The sequence below is a fragment of the Chitinophaga sp. CF118 genome, assembly GCF_900112615.1.
GTDB lineage: Bacteria > Bacteroidota > Bacteroidia > Chitinophagales > Chitinophagaceae > Chitinophaga.
In genome coordinates this window covers 794,301-811,992 of sequence record NZ_FOMK01000001.1, presented here as the reverse complement: position 1 = coordinate 811,992, position 17,692 = coordinate 794,301, and the positions used below count along the sequence as shown (strand labels likewise).

Sequence of the window (17,692 nt, the reverse complement as noted above, 5' to 3'; positions counted from 1 at the left end):
CATTGATAACATGTCGGCTACAGAAAATTTCAAAGCATTAGGATTGTCATTACCTCCGGCTCCATCTCCTTTAGGTGTATATAAACCTTGTCTGGTAGACGGTAAATATCTTTACTTATCAGGTCATGGCCCGGTACAGGATGATAAAAGTCTGATTATAGGCCGTATCGGTACAGATCTGGATATTGAGCAGGGCAAACTGGCAGCCCGTCAGGTTGGATTAACCATGTTATCTACTATCGTTGCCAACCTGGGTAGCCTGGATAAGATCAAAAGAGTAATAAAAGTATTAGGCATGGTGAACTGTACACCAGACTTTGGTCGCCATCCTTATGTAATAAATGGCTGCAGTGAATTGTTCGCTAAAATATGGGGTGAAGAGAATGGTATCGGTGTTCGTAGTGCAGTAGGTATGGGCTCTTTGCCTGATAACATCCCCGTGGAAGTAGAAGCTCTGTTCGAGTTATATTAATAACCAGATTATGCATTGGTACGAATTACATAATGTCAACACCGTAGACTCACCGGGTTTACTGGTATACACGGAACGTATGCGCGACAACATACTGGCGCTGAAAGCAACAGTAAATGATGTAAAGCGTTTACGTCCCCATGTAAAAACCAGTAAAATGACAGAGGCTGTGCAGTTGCTGATGGAAGAAGGAATCCATAAGTTCAAATGTGCAACCATTGCAGAAGCTGAAATGCTTGGCATTGCCGGAGCTGCGGATGTATTACTGGCTTATCAGCCGGTAGGGCCGAAATTGAGCCGGCTGCTGGATGTTGTTCAGCAATATCCGGATACCAGATTCTCCTGCCTGACAGATAATAGTACCACTGCCATTGGCATTGCTGCCTGCTTTGCAGCAGCAGAACTGGTGCTGCCAGTATTCCTTGATCTGAATGTTGGGATGAACCGCACAGGGATTGTTCCGGGAGAAGCCGCCCTGGCATTATACCAGGAACTGGAGCATCTGCCGGGAATCAAACCTCTGGGATTGCATGCTTATGATGGCCACCTGCATGACGAAGATGCTACTGTCCGCAAGGAAAAATGTGATGCCGCATTTGCACCGGTGCAGGCGCTGGCACAGGCTATTACAGACAGCGGATCGCCGGCGCCATTAATCATAGCCGGGGGCACACCTACTTATACCTTCCATGCAACTCGTCCTGGTGTTGAATGTAGTCCGGGCACTTTTATATTCTGGGACTGGGGCTACCGTCAGCATATTCCGGAACAGGCATTTGAATACGCTGCACTGGTTATTACAAGAGTGATCTCTGTAATAGACAATGAACGTTTATGTCTTGATCTGGGACATAAATCCGTAGCAGCCGAAAATCCGCAGCCCCGTGTACATTTTCTGAATGTGCCGGATGCACTGCCGGTATCACAAAGTGAGGAGCATCTGGTTGTGAAGGTATCTGATACATCACTGTATCCGATAGGCACCGTTTTCTATGGTGTACCTTATCATATTTGTCCTACCGTTGCACTGTACGAACGGGCAAACGTAATAGAAAACAATACCTGCATTGCACAATGGAAAGTGGTGGCAAGAGACAGGAAGATTATGATCTAAAAATAATAATAACATGTTTGCAATAGACGCGCACCTGGATCTCAGCATGAACGCAATGGAATGGAACCGCGATCTGCGGTTGCCGGTAGGCGATATCAGGAAGCGGGAAGAAGGGATGAATGATAAACCCGACAGGGCCAAAGGAGTGGTGTCGTTCCCGGAGTTGCGCAAAGGTAATATAGGACTGGTAGTAGGAACCCAGATTGCACGTTATGTGGCTCCTGATAACCCTTTACCAGGTTGGTTTTCTCCGGAACAGGCATGGGCACAGACACAGGGACAGCTTACCTGGTATAAAACCATGGAAGAGGCAGGAGAAATAACACCCATCACAGATCTCGCTTCTCTGGAAAAGCACCTTGCATTCTGGAATGATGGAACACCTAATACAAATAAACCAATTGGTTATATCCTGAGCCTTGAAGGTGCAGATTCGATTGTAAATGTCAGCTACCTGGAACGGGCATATAACAATGGGTTACGGGCAGTAGGTCCCGCACACTATGGCCCCGGCCGTTATGCGCAGGGTACAGATGCTACCGGATTTATGGGAGAACGTGGCCATGCTTTGCTAAAGGAAATGGAACGACTGAACATCATTCTGGATGCTACCCATTTATGCGACGATAGTTTTTGGGAAGCCCTGGAACATTTTCATGGACCGGTATGGGCCAGTCATAATAATTGCCGGGCACTGGTGAATCACAACCGTCAGTTTTCTGATGAGATGATCCGTGAGTTGATTAGCCGTGATGCTGTAATTGGTGGTGCAATGGATGCCTGGATGATGGTACCGGGTTGGGTAAGAGGCAAATCTGAGCCAAAAGCGATGGGAGCATCTCTGGATGTAGTGATTGATCATATGGACCATATCTGCCAACTGGCAGGTAACACATTACATGTGGGAATAGGTTCTGATCTGGATGGCGCTTTTGGGAAAGAACAATGCCCTTATGACCTGGAAACGATCGCAGATTTGCAAAAGATCCCTGATCTCCTGAAAAAGAGAGGATTTACAGATACCGATGTTGAAAATGTGATGCATGGTAACTGGTTGCGATTCCTGAGAAAGGCCTGGGCTAAGTAGTGCTAATAAAATAACTGCGACAACACATTCGTGGCGTCATTTTCCGTTGGTTTCAATTGCAGGAAGCTGGTATATTGATCTTCCGTTAAGATACTTTTCAGCTTTCTGTAAAAGCCATTATGCATGCTGTTCAGCTTTGTATCATAGGCTTTAGGATTGCTGTTTGCCGGTGGAAGAATGAGCGCCCGCTGATTCAAAAAAGTAGTTATTCCGGTTGATATTTTAGGTTTTTGTATATCTGTTAATGTCAATGCAGTATTGAGTTTACTCATTATGGCATTGACATTTCCCTCAATATTCTGCATAGGTGCCTGGGCTAAGCTGCGTTGCACAGGAGCCAAAACCGCAAAAAGGCATAAGATCACAGCGGAGATCCACATATTTTTCATACAAAAGGGCTTTGCCTGGGAAGTTACTTTATTTGCAGCATCCTAAAAACAATTAATGTGTTTATTGCATTACCATCCTGACAGGTTTCACCACTTTATTCATGGCAGCATCCATGCTGATAGCTTCTACCACCAGGCTTTTATTGTCCAGCCATTTTACCTGGCCAGGCCCCCAGTTCTCCAGGTTTATTTCACCTACCGGGATAATCTTTCCATTCAGGTAAGAAAATAATTGAAAGCCATTAGCAATAACATCTGCACCCAGGTCATAAGAGGAGCAGATGAAGTATTTTTTATCGGGAGAAATGATGGGAGCACCCCATGTGTGGACAGTTTCGCCGGTAGCCTGGTTTATCAGTAAGAAGTCGGTAGATTCATAGTAAGTACCATAAATTCCGTATTGTTTTATATCCGGGAGATAGCCGGTGTAGGTATATTCTGTATAGCTATCATCGTGTTCCGGGTGGATATTACTTTCAAATACTTCCTGATGGCCATTATCCAGTGTTATAATCAGGGAGTCATCTATCCGTTCCACATGGCCGCTTTTATCCAGGTGGTTTAATAGTTTCAGTTCTGCACTGTCAGACTCTACTGCAGGTGCTTCATCAAAGGGCGATTCGTCCAGGGCATAGATAAGGAAGGTTTGATTCCCCATCTGGATAGTATCGGTTGGTATATTGGCAGATTTTGTTGCCATTGCAACAGAGGAACTATCAGTAGCCGTATTATTGGCCGTTTTGGGATGGATGCAGGCAACTGTAAATACCGCTATCAGAAAAATTGGCAGGTGCTTTCTCATATGACGGGGTAAATATAAAAAACTTTTCAGGGGATAGGGAGAACAAAAAAATCCCGGGACAATGCCCGGGATCTTTTCAACTTAAGATATTTGAGTTCTACTCAGCTACTACTTCAAATTCCAGTTCAGCTTCGTTGCCTTTACCGAAATCGAGTTTTGCTTTGTATGTACCTAATTCTTTTACATCATCCAGGATGTGGATGCGGCGACGGTCGATTTCATAACCTTTTTGCTCTTTAATAGCACGTGCAATCTGCACGCCGGTTACGCTACCGAATATCTTACCGGATGTACCGGTTTTAGCGCCAATTTTAACAGGGCCTGCTTTCAGCACTTCCACCACTTTGGCGATTTCGGCCAACATTTTCTCTTCCTTAGCTTTCTGCACCTTCAGGCGTTCCTGCAGTTGCTTCATGTTGGAAGGACTGGCTTCTACCGCAAATTTCTGCGGAATCAGAAAGTTTCTGGCATAACCGTTTCTCACGGCAGCCAGTTCATTTTTCTGGCCCAGGTTATCTACGTCTTGTATTAAGATTACTTGCATGTTAGTCGGTTTTAAGCACCTTTTACTTCCCGATTTGCATCAGGATTAGCTGAGGTTTACTTTAAAAGGTCAGTAACGTAAGGCAACAAAGCCAATTGACGGGCTTTTTTAATAGCCTGAGCTACTTTGCGCTGAAATTTCAGAGAGTTACCAGTGATACGGCGGGGTAACATTTTACCCTGGTCGTTCAGGAATTTCTTCAGGAATTCTCCGTCTTTGTAATCCACATACCGTATGCCCATTTTCTTAAAACGGCAGTATTTCTTCTGACGTTTCTCGGTTTTTACGGCCGTTAAATACTTAATTTCTTGTTTTACTGCCATAATTTTAAGCTTCTACGGTTTTAGAATCAGTATTCGCGCCATGCCTTTTGCGGTTATTGTAAATAACAGCATATTTGTCAAGTGCGGTAACCATGTGACGTAATACATTCTCGTCGCGGTTCAGCTGAATTTTCAGCTTCTCATTGAGGTCGGATGGCGCAGTATATTCCAGAACAAGATACATACCTGTAGTCTTTTTCTGAATAGGGTACGCCAGTGATCTTAATCCCCAGGGATTTTCGTGCGTAACGTCTCCACCATTGTCTTTAATGATATCGGCGTATTTCTTTTGGGCGACTTTGTAGTCTTCCTCAGAAAGCACAGGGGTAAAGATCACCATCAATTCGTAGTTCATAATTTCCCTGATTTTAGAAAATTGTTAATAAAAAAATTTGGAGTGCAAAGATACTCAAAATGTGGAGACCAGCAAATAAAAGGGCAATCTTAAAGGCCACTCTCTTTTAGTTGCTGGTAAACCCGACCTTATCAGTCCCGGATCTTATCAACCTCAGTTAATTCAAATGAATATAACAGGTATATAAGCCCTATCTATATAGGTACCAATTATATACGGCTTAAATGGGGGGTATATAGGAGTTATATAGGGGTTATATATCTGTACAAAATGATAATCAATTAGTTAAACTGTACTAATGATATTATGGAGCATTTCTAATACTAACTATTAATTGATTAGACATAGTAATAAATTAGTTAGTGTTGATCTTGAGCGGTTTTTTGGATTGCTTTAAAAAAAAGGACTGGCCTTTCTGGCCAGTCCTATGAATTGAGGGATTTTCAAAAAAGTCAATGGCTAACAAAGATCTTGCTTACCTGTGACCCTTCTGCGGTTGTTACACGCAGGAAGTAAATGCCAGTCTGTAAGTTATTGATATCCAGTGTTTTTAGATTCATGCCTTTATTGAGTACTATTTGGGACTGGTGTCTTATACGTCCCTGAAGATCAACCAGTTGCAACTGTGCCGGACCGTATTTTCCCATATCCAGCCAGATTTGCAGCTGATGACCAAAGATACACCAGAAAAGCTTTTTCCAGATGTCTCTAAGTGTAATAATTACCCGCTGATTATTACTGTAAACAACTGTACCATCCTTACTTACTGCCTTAAGGCGGTAATAAGATAATCCCAGCCATGGACAGGTATCATAAGTAAGATAATCACTGGGTTGTGTAGTAGTACCGTGTGCTGCAATGGTATCCACCGCCTCAAAGTTGCGTTGCGTACGGGAACGCTCTACTACAAAGTAAGCGACATTGATCTCATATGGCGTTTGCCAGGTGAGCTTCACATTTCCAGAGTCTGTAACAGCTGTAAAGTTGCTCACCGGCACAGGATTACCCAGTATGTGCAGGTTGTAATTGGTTTGCACCGGGTAATGATCTGTAGTAGTGGTACTGTAAGCATTAACCAGCTTTTCTACCTCCTTACGTACACGGGCAGAGCCGGGTAGATAAGATATCGCCAGTTCATCAGAAGCCAGTACATTATCTATTACTGTATTATAACCAACGGTAGATTGCTGCCCTGCCAGGCTCAATGGTAAAGTGAGCGGTTTATAATGCAGGCTGTCATTAATGAAATCTATATAAGAAGTTGTAGTATCTGGTGCCCTCTCAGTTGTAATGGTTTTATCCAGTGCATCATTGAAATCACCGAGCACCACAAAATTGCTGGCAGGATATTGTACATCCAGGGAATCTTTTAATTCCAGGGCGCCATCCTTCCGGCGTTGCCAGGAGATAAGCTTTTCTGCACTGGTGCCTGTATTGGCCTTACCATGAATCAATATAAAATTGATCAGTGCACTATCGCCATTCAGGTTTGCTTTTGCTTCCATCAGGAATGGGAAGCGGCCAGATGACCAGTTATAATAAGCAGTACTGCTACCCCCTCTTCTTAATATACCATATGAGCGCAGGCTACGGATAACAGATGTCTTATATACAAAGGCGAGTTTCTGTGCAGAAACATAATCAACATCTGTAGTGCTGTCTGCATAAGAACCAAAGTCGGATAGTATATAACTATATCCATTCAACTGGCTCACCACAGTTCTGAAACGGGCAGTGTCTACCACTTCTGCAAGCGCGAAGATGTCTGCATCCAGTTTTTTCAGGATGGTAGTCACATTAGCCTGTTGCAGACTATCATTAGCCGGATTTTGTGCCGGACTGCCAAACCATTCTATATTCCAGTTCACTACTTTCAGAGAACGCAGGGAGGTGCCTGAAAGTGCGATGGAGGTAGTATTTAGTCCGGTTGTGCTGAAAGTAATATTGCCACTGTAAGCCTGGTTGGCTGCGGTGGGCAGGAATTTCACCCAGGCTGTTTGCAGGCTGTCTGCCTGTGACGGGGTGTAATTCAATGTCTGGCTGTAAGATCCGCTACTGTCTTTTGCCAGCAGGAACCCTGCAGAAGCAGTGAGCGTCAGATTACCGGTGAAGTCATTACCCTGGAAGGTAAATGGCTGAGACGTTGATTGCTGTCCGGCGGGTACATAATCAAAGTCTATGCTTGCAGGACTTTTATCAATCGTCGGCAATGGAGCGGTAACACTGTTGCTAATATGTACATCGTCTATTGTCCAGCGTGCAGCACCAAGGGCAGGAGAGGATGTATATCTGAATGCCACATGCACGCTACCCTGCTTAAAGGCTGCCAGATTGATACTGTCAGACGGAGTCCATACATCGGACAGTAATTGTGGGAAGCGGCCGTTAACAGCCACCCAGGTGGCATTATGTGGATTGCCGGTGCCGCTGTAATCTGTAGATACCAGCAGCTGGAGTGTAGGGCCTGAGAAGGCAGTCCGGCTGGCAAATCCAAGTAAAGGATAGTCAAATCCCGTCAGATCAAATGCCGGGGATATCAGCCAGTCCTCATTTTCAACAGCGCCACCACTATAACCGTTTATCTGTACACCGTTGGTATTGTTTTGTCCGAAAGTAGTGCAATCCCATACCTGAGAGCCACTCACACTGTATTGTGTGAACCCGCCCAATGTCCCACTGCAATTGTTGAAGTCGAAATTCAGTTGTTGAGCACCGATGCTGAACTTCCATTTAGTGCTATCTGTAATACCTGCAAAGGCATTCCCACTAAGATCCAGTACCGCAGCACTGTCCAGCGTGATAAAATAGGTTTGGTCTGGATGAAGAGTTGCTATCAATGTAAGGGTAGCATTGCTGACAATGATAGATGAACTATTCACTGCAAATGTTTGCTGCACACCAGTTGTCACGTTATGCAGAATGAGCTGTCCATTGCCTGCCTGCACATTTTCAGTGAAGGTGATAGCCGGTTGGGTGGAAGGAGCGGCACCAGTGGAATTATTTTCCGGCAGCAGGGCGCTGATAGCAGGAGGGGTGGTATCCGCACCACTGCTTCCAGCCACAATATTATCCACTGCAAAGGAGGGGCGTGAACCTGCTCCGCTTATTTGCCGGTTTACCCAGCGTAGCTGTACGAGTGGCTGGTTATTACAGTCGGACGGGAGCACCAGCGTTTTGGTAGCAGGGTCCAGCGGAGTGGTAACACCAGAGGTAGTTTGTGTGGTAGTGGTATTCTGGTATTCTGTACCGGTAATATTGGTAAAGGTACCAGTGCTGCCAATGCGGTATTGCAGGATCACTTCATTGATGCGGGTATTGCTGGTGCCATCATAAGGATTGCGCAATGTCATCACATCATATTGAACTGAAATGTTCACCTGGCCGCTTGTGTTAAGCGCCAGTGCCAGGCAGTTGTCTGCACTGCCACTGTTCAGAAATCCCAGTTTGCCATTGTAATTATATACTCCGTTAGTGGTGCTGGAGGCACTGCCAGTAGCGAGTGCCTTATCTGCTGACGGAGTGGCGGTATTAAAAGCAGCAGAAGGAGAGCCACTGAGCGTCCAACCCTGCCAGCCATCCGGATAGGTGGTGGAGGTGGAAGCCAGGCCGTCAAAATGTTGCTGATAAGGCAAGGCTTGCGGAGGCGGCTGTGTTTGTGCATATGCATTGGTAAGGCCGGTAAACGCAAGAAACAAGAGTAGAGTTTTCTTCATGTAGAAAGACAGTTTATCAGGGGTGGGTAATATTTTCTAGTGCTTCGAGTTAATGGTACTTAAAACTACAATATTTGTATTAGAGTTCTTATTGCTTGTACATGAATTATTTGTTAAGATCAGACAGACAGTTTGTCAGCTATCTGCCTGCTGGCATGTCCTTTGGGGTCCCTTTCTTTAAAAATTGACATCCATGCAGAAAGGCGCAATACGTGTTCAAACAGAGAACATTTTCCCCATTATCAAAAAATTCCTCTATTCGGATCATGAGATCTTTATCCGCGAACTAGTGAGCAATGCAGTTGATGCGACCCAAAAGCTCAAAACCCTTGTTAGTGTTGGTGAGTTCAAAGGCGACCTGGGTGCTCTGGAAATAACTGTAAAACTGGATAAAGAGAAAAAAACACTTACTATTTCTGACCGTGGTGTTGGTATGACAGCGGAAGAAGTAGATAAATATATCAATCAGGTGGCCTTTTCCGGTGCGGAAGAGTTCCTGAACAAATATAAAGGTCAGGGTGACGGAACTAACATTATCGGTCATTTTGGCTTGGGCTTCTATTCATCCTTTATGGTGAGCAATGAAGTGGAGATTATTACAAAATCTCATAAAGATGCTCCTGCTGTACGCTGGGAATGCGATGGCAGTCCGGAATATACCCTGGAAGAAACTACTAAGGAAGATCGTGGTACGGACATCGTAATGCACATCAATGAAGAAAGTGAAGAGTTTCTGGATGAGCATCGTATACAAACCATCCTGGAAAAATTCTGTAAATTCCTGCCGGTACCAGTAAAGTTTGGCGACAAACAAATCAACAACACTAATCCTGCCTGGACTAAAAAGCCCAGTGAATTAACTGCTGAAGATTATCAGGGCTTCTACAAAGAATTATATCCTTTCTCTGAACCACCATTATTTTGGATTCACCTGAATGTAGATTATCCTTTTAGTCTTACAGGTATCCTATACTTCCCTAAGATCAATAAGAGTTACGAAATACAGAAAGATAAAATCGGCCTTTATTCCAATCAGGTATTTGTAACAGATGAAGTAAAGGAGATCGTTCCGGAATTCCTGATGTTGCTGCATGGTGTGATTGACAGTCCGGATATTCCGCTAAATGTGAGCAGAAGCTATTTGCAGGGAGATCCTAACGTGAAAAAGATCAGTGCGTATATCACGAAGAAAGTAGGAGATAAGCTGGATGAAATATTCCGCAATGACCGTGCAGGTTTTGAAGAAAAATGGGAATCCATTGGTCTGTTTGCCAAATATGGTATGATGACAGACGACAAGTTCCAGGAAAAGGGGAATAAATTCCTGATCATGCATGATGTAGATGCCAGCAAATATTATACCCTGGAAGAATACAAACAGGAAACCGCAGCATTGCAAACTAATAAAGATGGCAATATCATAATTCTGTATGCTACAAATCCTATTCAACAGGATAGTTATATCCAGGCAGCTAAAAATAAAGGGTATAAAATTGTAAAAATGGATACCCTGGTGGATGCAGCGTTTATCAATACGATGGAATCCAAATGGGAAAAAGTATCCTTCACTCGTGTGGATGCGGACATTGTTGATAACCTGATTGACCAGAATGAACCGTCCGACAGTGTACTTACACAGGATCAGGAAGCAAAACTAAAAGAGTTGTTTGGTCATTTGCCGCAGCTGCATGTAAAAGTAGAACTCAAAGGGTTAAGTGCAGAAGCACAGCCGGTAATTGTAACCCGTCCGGAATTAATGCGTCGTATGAAAGATATGGCAGCAGCAGGTGGTAGCGGTATGAGCTGGTATGCAAGTATGCCAGACGAGATCAACATGACAGTGAACGCCAATCATCCTATCTACCTGCAGATCCTGAACGAAGGAGATGAAGGCAGACAACAGAAGAAAGTACGTAACCTGGCAGACCTTGCACTGTTATCACAAAACCTGTTAACAGGTGCAGACCTGACAGCTTTTGTAAACAGAAGTGTTGAATTAATGGAAGGGGAGAAGAATAATTAAGGTTTAGTATAAAATATGAATCCCGTCCGTAGTTAAACCCGGACGGGATTTTTTATTGTGGATGTAGGAGACTTTTGCCCAAAGTGTTGAAAATAATACAATTTGTAAGAATAGGTCTACACAGTTAGAGCATTAGCTTTTAGCACTTCTGATATCAATTACTTTCAGTTGCAGATTCATTTTACCATTCCATTCAATTTCATCAATTGTGAAAACCATATCAAATGGTTGGTTGCTGGAAACAATGGGGAATTTTTCCGACATATAAAATCCGATACCTGTATGAGATATGGACGATCTGCCCTGTTTCACAGAGAATTTGATATGTTCATCTTTCACAAGGCGGGAATATCCGCTGTCCATCACATTTTTCACCAGGAACACGGGACGAAGGTTTTCAGGTCCCAGAGGTTCAAACTGTTGAAGTATTCTGAAAAATTTGGGAGTAATGTCGTGTAATGTGATCTCAGTATCAATAACGATTTCCGGTTTCAGTAATTCCGGATTGATACTGTCAGATACTACCTGTTCAAACCTTTCCTGAAAGGCCAATACGTTCTCGGGCTTTAACGTCATGCCAGCGGCATAAAAGTGACCACCATAGTTTTCCAGGAGATCTTTACATTTATGTATAGCCTCATATACATTGAATCCCGTTACAGAACGTGCAGACCCTGCAACTTTATCATTGCTGAGAGTAAGAATGATAGTGGGCCTGTAATAATGTTTATCTATAAGACGTGAAGCCACAATACCCACCACACCTTTATGCCAGTCTGGTTTATAGAGCACTGTTGATTTACGTCCCTGCAGTTCAATATCGTTTTCTATAATAGCAACTGCCTCCTTAGTGATGGTGCTATCTACTTCTTTACGGTCAAAGTTATCAGCATGTAATACTTTAGCAATATCCATGGCCTTTTCCATATCGGTTTCAATGAAAAGGTTCACGGCTTTGCGGGCATCGTCCATTCTACCGGCAGCATTAACACGTGGTGCAATTACAAATACCAGGTTCGAAATGGTGAGTTGTTCTTTGAGGCCACTCAGTTGTATCAGTGCTTGTATACCAGGAAGGGGAGATTCATTTACTTTTTTTAGCCCATGAAAAGCCAGTACTCTGTTTTCCCCGGTCATCGGAACAATATCTGCTGCAATACTGGTAGCTACAAGGTCCAGGTAACGGTGAACATTCTGTTCCGGTACATTTTGTTTCTGAGCAAAAGCGGATATCAGCTTATAACCTATACCACAGCCACTTAACTCTTTATAAGGATAAGGACAATCGTACTGTTTCGGATTTAATATAGCCACAGCCGGAGGCAGGATGGCATCCGGCAGGTGGTGATCACATATTATAAAATCAATCCCGTGCTCTTTCGCCCAGGTGATCTGTTCCACTGCTTTAATTCCACAATCAAGTGCTATCACCAGTTTCACATCATTATCACGGGCATATTCTATACCCTGTGTGGATATACCATAGCCTTCCCGGTAACGGTGAGGAATGTAAAACTCTATATTATCATATAAGGTATGCAGAAAATCATATACAGTAGCCACAGCAGTAGTACCATCCACATCGTAGTCTCCAAATACCAGTATTTTTTCTTTCATGAAAAAAGCATGTTCAATGCGGGATACCGCTTTATCCATGTCTTTCATTAACCAGGGATCATGAAGATCAGCCAGGGTAGGGCGGAAAAATAGCCGGGATTCGTCATACGTATGCATCCCACGCTGTACCAGCAACCTGCATAACAGGGGGTGTATGCGCAGTAAGGACTGTAGCAATGCTTCCTGTTTTGGTTGATGAGATCTTACTGTCCAGCGTTTTTGCATCAAAGCGTATTAGTTGTATCTAAAGAAGGTTGAAATTGTCTCTATTTGTCGGAAGATAGGGTTTATATTTTAAAAAGTGCGGTCTGTTGTATATCTGACCAGTGTTTCTAAGCCTGTCCGGATGTCATTTTCTGGAAGACTATGAAGAATGGCAAGTGCCTCATCCCGGTATTCGAACATTTTACCCCTTGTATATTCTATACCACCAGAGGCTTTAACGAGGTCTATGACTTCTGCCACACGGTCTTTTTCTGTATTGTGGTTTTTCACAATATTGATAATACGTCGTTTTATGTCAGGAGTAGCGTGTTCAAGTGTATATATAAGAGGTAGTGTAAGCTTTTTTTCCCGGATATCTATACCTGTAGGTTTGCCTATTTTATCAGAGCCATAGTCAAACAGATCATCTTTTATCTGAAAGGCTACTCCTACTTTTTCTCCAAAAAGGCGCATTTTTTCAGTAATCTCCTCATTATTAGTAGAACTCCATGCTCCTGCCGCACAGGCAGAGGCCAGGAGAGAGGCCGTTTTCCGGCGTATGATTTCAAAGTAGATATCTTCTTTAATATTCAGCTTGCGCGTTTTCTCTATCTGGAGTAATTCGCCTTCGCTCATTTCTTTAACAGCCTCAGATAAGATTTGTAAAGACCTGAAGTCATTATTATTAAGTGAGAGTAACAATCCTTTTGATAGCAGGTAATCGCCTACCAGTACTGCAATCTTATTTTTCCATAAAGCATTGATAGAGAAAAAACCACGTCGCTCATTGGCATCATCCACAACATCATCATGAACGAGTGTGGCTGTATGAAGTAGTTCTACAAGTGCAGCAGCCCTGTAAGTACTTTCCTGGATATCATTACTAAAGAGCTTAGCGGAAAGAAATACAAACATGGGCCTGATCTGCTTTCCTTTGCGTTTAACAATGTAATGCATGATCCTGTCCAACAGAGGAACATGACTTTTTACAGAGTCTGCAAATTTGATTTCAAAATCTCGTAATTCCTTACTGATCAGGTGTTTAATTTCGTCCATAGGTGCACTAAAAAGATTGCTAAGCTATGCTTAAAATGTCAAATTTTAACAATTTGGCCCCTAATTTGTATATAAGGGAGTAACATAACTTTAACATTAGTTTGTTTTAGTTATAACAAATATGCTTATTCGTTATATACCAAAGCAAATTAAGGTATAACATTTGTTTTGACTAAGCGCTAGTAGTTAAGTAGTTATCAATGAAAATAATATTGCAACAAAAATTTGAATTATCATTTGAGAATTTTACCTTTGCTGGGTAAAAAAACGGGTTATTAGTAAATTTTTAACAGTTTTTAAATAGAAAACAATTATGGCAAGCAAAAAGTACTTATTACTGGGTGGCGCTATGCTCTTGGCGGCGTCAACTAGTTTTGCACAAGTTACCCCTGTTTTTGACGCTCTGGATTCAACGAAAGTTCCGGCTAAAAAACAGGCGCAACAGAACAATTTTTCCAACCACCAGTATGATTTCCCTGCAAAACCACGTGATATGTGGGAATTAGGATTCCATGGTGGATTGCATGTGATCAATGGTACCATTCCTGCAAGACCAGGTTTTGGTGGTGGTATCTCTCTGAGAAAATCACTGGGTCACACTTTCTCTGTTAGAGCTGAATACACTGGTTCTTTCGATAAAGGACAGGATTACAGATTAAGACCTTCTACCGGTGCAGGTAGTAGCACAGCATGGGCTGCTACAGCTGCTAGGAATGGTGGTTTTATCGTTCCTAACTATAAAACAGCTACTCACCAGCTGTCTTTAGATCTGATGGCTTCTTTGAGCAACATCCTGTTTTACAAGGCTCAGCCTAAAGTAAACTGGTATGTATTCGGTGGTTATAGCCTCGGCCTGATCGACGTTGACGTTGATGCAAGAGATGGTAGCGGTGCTGGTTACGACTACACTGGAATTAATTTCACTGGAAAACGTAAAGATATCCGCGACCAACTGAAAAGCCTGCAGGATGGAGATTACGAATCTAATGCTCCTTCTCAGGGTAACAGAGCTAACATCGGTCGTAAAGATGATAACCAATTGTTACGCCATGGTGCTGATTTCGGTACTGGTATCGCATTCAGAGTGTCTAAACGTTTCAACATTGGTTTTGAAGAAAAATACACAATGTATTTTGACGATTATCTGGACGGTTATTCTTCTCCTTTTACCAGCCACAAAGACGCATTCAGCTACACAAGCGTTCGTCTGAACTTCAACCTGGGTAACTCCGCTAAACGCGTAGAACCATTATGGTGGATAAATCCGCTGAACTACGCTTACAACGAACTGAGCGCACCTCGTCACATGAAGCTGCCTACTCCGGTACTGCCTGATGCTGATGGTGATGGTGTAACTGATCAATTCGATCGTGAGCCTAACACTCCAGCAGGTGCTCCTGTAGATATCCATGGTGTTGCTAAGGATACTGATGGTGATGGTGTTCCTGACTTCAAAGACAAACAGCTGATCACGCCTACTTATTGCCAGCCAGTTGATGCTGATGGTGTTGGTAAATGCCCAGATCCTGAATGTTGCAAGAATGTAGGACCTGCTAAAACTAACTGTGCTACTCTGGTTCTGCCTAGCGCATCTTTCAAAGGTAGCTCTACCAAAGTATCTGCAGAAAACGAAGCAATTCTGTCTAGCGTAGCTAACACGCTGAGAACTGCCCCTGAATGTAATATCCTGGTTACCGGTCACGCTGGTGCTAAGGGTAAGAAAGGTGGTGTTGATCTGAGCAGCAGAAGAGTTGACGCAGTTATTGATTACCTGGCTGACAAGCAAGGTATCGATCGCGGTCGCTTCATCAAACAAAACACTCCTGGTGAATCCAGCACTGTAGATTTAGCTCCTGCTAACTAATAAGTGTTTCACTTGTGAAGATATAAAACCCCGTCAAGGCTAACTGTCCTTGACGGGGTTTTCAATTTGAAGAATACCCCAGATACTCACATTTGTTGATATCCACATTTCGACTTACCTTTGGTCGCTTTTTTAATCAATTGCATACTTGTGAGAAAAGAAGACATTAACAGGGTAAGCCTGGCCGGCTTAGTAGTAGCACTAGGTATTATTTACGGTGATATTGGAACCTCTCCGTTATACGTTTTCAAAGCTATTGTAGGAAATAACCCGGTAAGCGATCTGCTTATCATTGGTGGTATATCCTGTATCATCTGGACACTAACTTTACAAACAACCATCAAATATGTGATCCTGACTCTCCGTGCCGATAATAAGGGCGAAGGCGGGATTTTTTCATTATACGCCCTCGTAAGACGGCATGCTAAATGGGCCGTAATATTTGGTATGATAGGTGGTGCTGCACTACTGGCAGATGGCATTATTACACCACCTATTACAGTTACTTCTGCTATAGAAGGGTTACGTACACTGGAAGTATTTAAAGATCTTAGTCAGTGGACAATCGTAAAGATTGTACTTACTATTATAACAGGAATGTTTGTAGTACAACAGTTCGGTACTGTTTCCATCGGAAAGCTGTTTGGACCTATCATGGTAGTTTGGTTTTCCATGCTTGGTATTTTAGGAATGTCGCATCTGGCAGATGATCTGTCAATACTCAAAGCATTTAGTCCCCATTACGCTATTGAATTATTAACCACCTATCCAAGAGGGTTCCTGATCCTGGGAGCGGTATTCTTGTGTACTACAGGAGCAGAGGCTCTTTATTCTGATCTGGGGCACTGTGGTAGAGGCAATATCCGGATGTCCTGGATATTCGTAAAAACCTGTCTTATCCTGAATTACCTTGGGCAAGGAGCATGGTTACTGACACAACGTGGTCAGATTATCCCTAAAGATCAGAATCCATTCTTTACCATTATGCCAGAATGGTTTGTGATTTTTGGTGTACTCATTGCCACACTGGCATCTATTATCGCCAGTCAGGCACTTATCTCAGGATCCTTTACCCTAATTTCTGAGGCAATGCGACTGAACCTGTGGCCTAAATTGAAGATCAATTATCCCACAGAAATGCGTGGGCAATTATATATACCCGGCATTAACACAATGCTTTTTGTCGGTTGCGTGGCTATCGTGTTGATATTTAAGGAGTCAAGCGCAATGGAGGCGGCCTATGGATTGTCCATTACAATCTGTATGCTTATGACATCCTGCCTGTTTGCGTTCTATTTATATACGCGACGAGTACGGCTAAGCCTGATCCTCATCTACCTTATCATTTACTTTACTATTGAGTTCTCTTTCCTTTTTGCCAATCTGGTGAAATTTATGCATGGTGGTTATGTAACAGTAATAGTTGCAGGTGTCCTCTTTCTGATCATGATAGTATGGTTTAAATCCCGTAAGATCAAGAACAGATATGTGGAATTCGTGCGATTGGAAGACCATCTGCCTATCATGCAGGAGCTGAGTAATGATACCACTATTCCCAAGTATGCCACTCATCTGGTATATATGAGTAGTGCAGATAATCCGAAAGAAATTGAACATAAGATCATTTACTCTATCTTAAATAAGAAGCCTAAACGGGCTGATATTTACTGGTTTGTGCATGTAGATGTAGTTGATGAGCCTTATCTCAGTGAATATTCTGTGCAGACTATCATCCCTAATGAAGTGATCCGGGTTGAATTCCGGTTAGGCTTTAAAGTGGAACAACGTATTAACCTGATGTTCCGTATGGTAGTGGAAGATATGGTACGTAACAAGGAAGTGAATATCACCAGCCGTTACGAATCTCTGAGTAAGAATAATGTAGTGGGCGACTTCCAGTTTATTGTGATGGAAAAATTCCTTTCTCATGATAATGACCTTCCATTATATGAGCGCCTGGTAATGAGGATGTACTTCTTCCTGAAAAAGATCAGTCTCTCGGAAGAAAGAGGTTTCGGTCTCGATTCCAGTTATGTTACGATTGAAAAATATCCTTTAGTGGTGGCTCCGGTCACCAATCTGCAGCTGAAGCGAATTATACATTCTTAGAAAAACAGACGGTTTACCGT

Annotated in this window: 14 protein-coding genes; 6 read left to right on the top strand and 8 right to left on the bottom strand. The window is 43.0% G+C overall.

The window, feature by feature from the left end:
• Nucleotides 1-10: 10 nt before the first annotated feature.
• From BM176_RS03110 to BM176_RS03100, 3 genes are read left to right on the top strand one after another with little or no spacing between them, the layout of a single operon-like run.
• The gene (locus BM176_RS03110; RefSeq protein ID WP_090099435.1) at nucleotides 11-472 is read left to right on the top strand and encodes a RidA family protein; all 462 of its coding nucleotides are present in this window, start codon (nucleotides 11-13) and stop codon (nucleotides 470-472) included.
• A 10-nt stretch (nucleotides 473-482) separates the two neighbouring features.
• The gene (locus BM176_RS03105; protein ID WP_090099433.1) at nucleotides 483-1,586 is read left to right on the top strand and encodes a D-TA family PLP-dependent enzyme; all 1,104 of its coding nucleotides are present in this window, start codon (nucleotides 483-485) and stop codon (nucleotides 1,584-1,586) included.
• 13 nt (nucleotides 1,587-1,599) lie between these two features.
• Nucleotides 1,600-2,673, top strand: coding sequence for a dipeptidase (locus tag BM176_RS03100; protein WP_090099431.1), 1,074 nt, complete (start codon nucleotides 1,600-1,602; stop codon nucleotides 2,671-2,673).
• Nucleotides 2,674-2,675: 2 nt separating this feature from the next.
• Here BM176_RS03100 and BM176_RS03095 read toward each other — a convergent pair whose 3' ends face one another.
• From BM176_RS03095 to BM176_RS03070, 6 genes are all read right to left on the bottom strand, one after another.
• Nucleotides 2,676-3,062 (bottom strand): hypothetical protein, encoded by a 387-nt coding sequence (locus BM176_RS03095; protein WP_090099430.1) that lies wholly within the window; start codon nucleotides 3,060-3,062, stop codon nucleotides 2,676-2,678.
• A gap of 61 nt (nucleotides 3,063-3,123) precedes the next feature.
• The gene (locus BM176_RS03090) at nucleotides 3,124-3,864 is read right to left on the bottom strand and encodes a hypothetical protein (protein WP_090099428.1); all 741 of its coding nucleotides are present in this window, start codon (nucleotides 3,862-3,864) and stop codon (nucleotides 3,124-3,126) included.
• 97 nt (nucleotides 3,865-3,961) lie between these two features.
• A complete protein-coding gene (gene rplI / locus BM176_RS03085) occupies nucleotides 3,962-4,408 on the bottom strand; it encodes a 50S ribosomal protein L9 (RefSeq protein WP_090099426.1) in 447 nt (148 codons plus the stop codon).
• Between the two features lie 56 nt (nucleotides 4,409-4,464).
• Entirely contained in the window at nucleotides 4,465-4,731 is a 267-nt protein-coding gene (gene rpsR / locus BM176_RS03080; protein WP_089779598.1) for a 30S ribosomal protein S18, read from the bottom strand.
• Between the two features lie 4 nt (nucleotides 4,732-4,735).
• Entirely contained in the window at nucleotides 4,736-5,086 is a 351-nt protein-coding gene (gene rpsF / locus BM176_RS03075; protein ID WP_255373420.1) for a 30S ribosomal protein S6, read from the bottom strand.
• A gap of 452 nt (nucleotides 5,087-5,538) precedes the next feature.
• Nucleotides 5,539-8,799, bottom strand: coding sequence for a T9SS-dependent choice-of-anchor J family protein (locus tag BM176_RS03070; protein WP_090099421.1), 3,261 nt, complete (start codon nucleotides 8,797-8,799; stop codon nucleotides 5,539-5,541).
• A 193-nt stretch (nucleotides 8,800-8,992) separates the two neighbouring features.
• On the opposite strand from BM176_RS03070, the gene htpG reads away from it, so the two are divergent.
• Nucleotides 8,993-10,822 (top strand): molecular chaperone HtpG, encoded by a 1,830-nt coding sequence (gene htpG, locus BM176_RS03065; RefSeq protein ID WP_090099419.1) that lies wholly within the window; start codon nucleotides 8,993-8,995, stop codon nucleotides 10,820-10,822.
• Between the two features lie 132 nt (nucleotides 10,823-10,954).
• On the opposite strand, the gene recJ is transcribed toward htpG, so the two are convergent.
• Both recJ and BM176_RS03055 read right to left on the bottom strand, forming a co-directional pair.
• Complete coding sequence (gene recJ, locus BM176_RS03060) at nucleotides 10,955-12,664, bottom strand: single-stranded-DNA-specific exonuclease RecJ (RefSeq protein WP_090099417.1); 1,710 nt, start codon at nucleotides 12,662-12,664, stop codon at nucleotides 10,955-10,957.
• 69 nt (nucleotides 12,665-12,733) lie between these two features.
• A complete protein-coding gene (locus tag BM176_RS03055) occupies nucleotides 12,734-13,699 on the bottom strand; it encodes a polyprenyl synthetase family protein (protein ID WP_090099416.1) in 966 nt (321 codons plus the stop codon).
• A gap of 313 nt (nucleotides 13,700-14,012) precedes the next feature.
• Between BM176_RS03055 and BM176_RS03050 the strand changes: the two genes are divergently transcribed.
• Together BM176_RS03050 and BM176_RS03045 are read left to right on the top strand one after the other, a co-directional pair.
• Nucleotides 14,013-15,563 (top strand): OmpA family protein, encoded by a 1,551-nt coding sequence (locus tag BM176_RS03050; RefSeq protein WP_090099414.1) that lies wholly within the window; start codon nucleotides 14,013-14,015, stop codon nucleotides 15,561-15,563.
• A gap of 150 nt (nucleotides 15,564-15,713) precedes the next feature.
• Nucleotides 15,714-17,672 carry a KUP/HAK/KT family potassium transporter gene (locus BM176_RS03045; RefSeq protein WP_255373419.1) on the top strand — a complete coding sequence of 653 codons (1,959 nt, stop codon included), beginning with the start codon at nucleotides 15,714-15,716 and terminating at the stop codon, nucleotides 17,670-17,672.
• Nucleotides 17,673-17,692 lie beyond the last annotated feature (20 nt).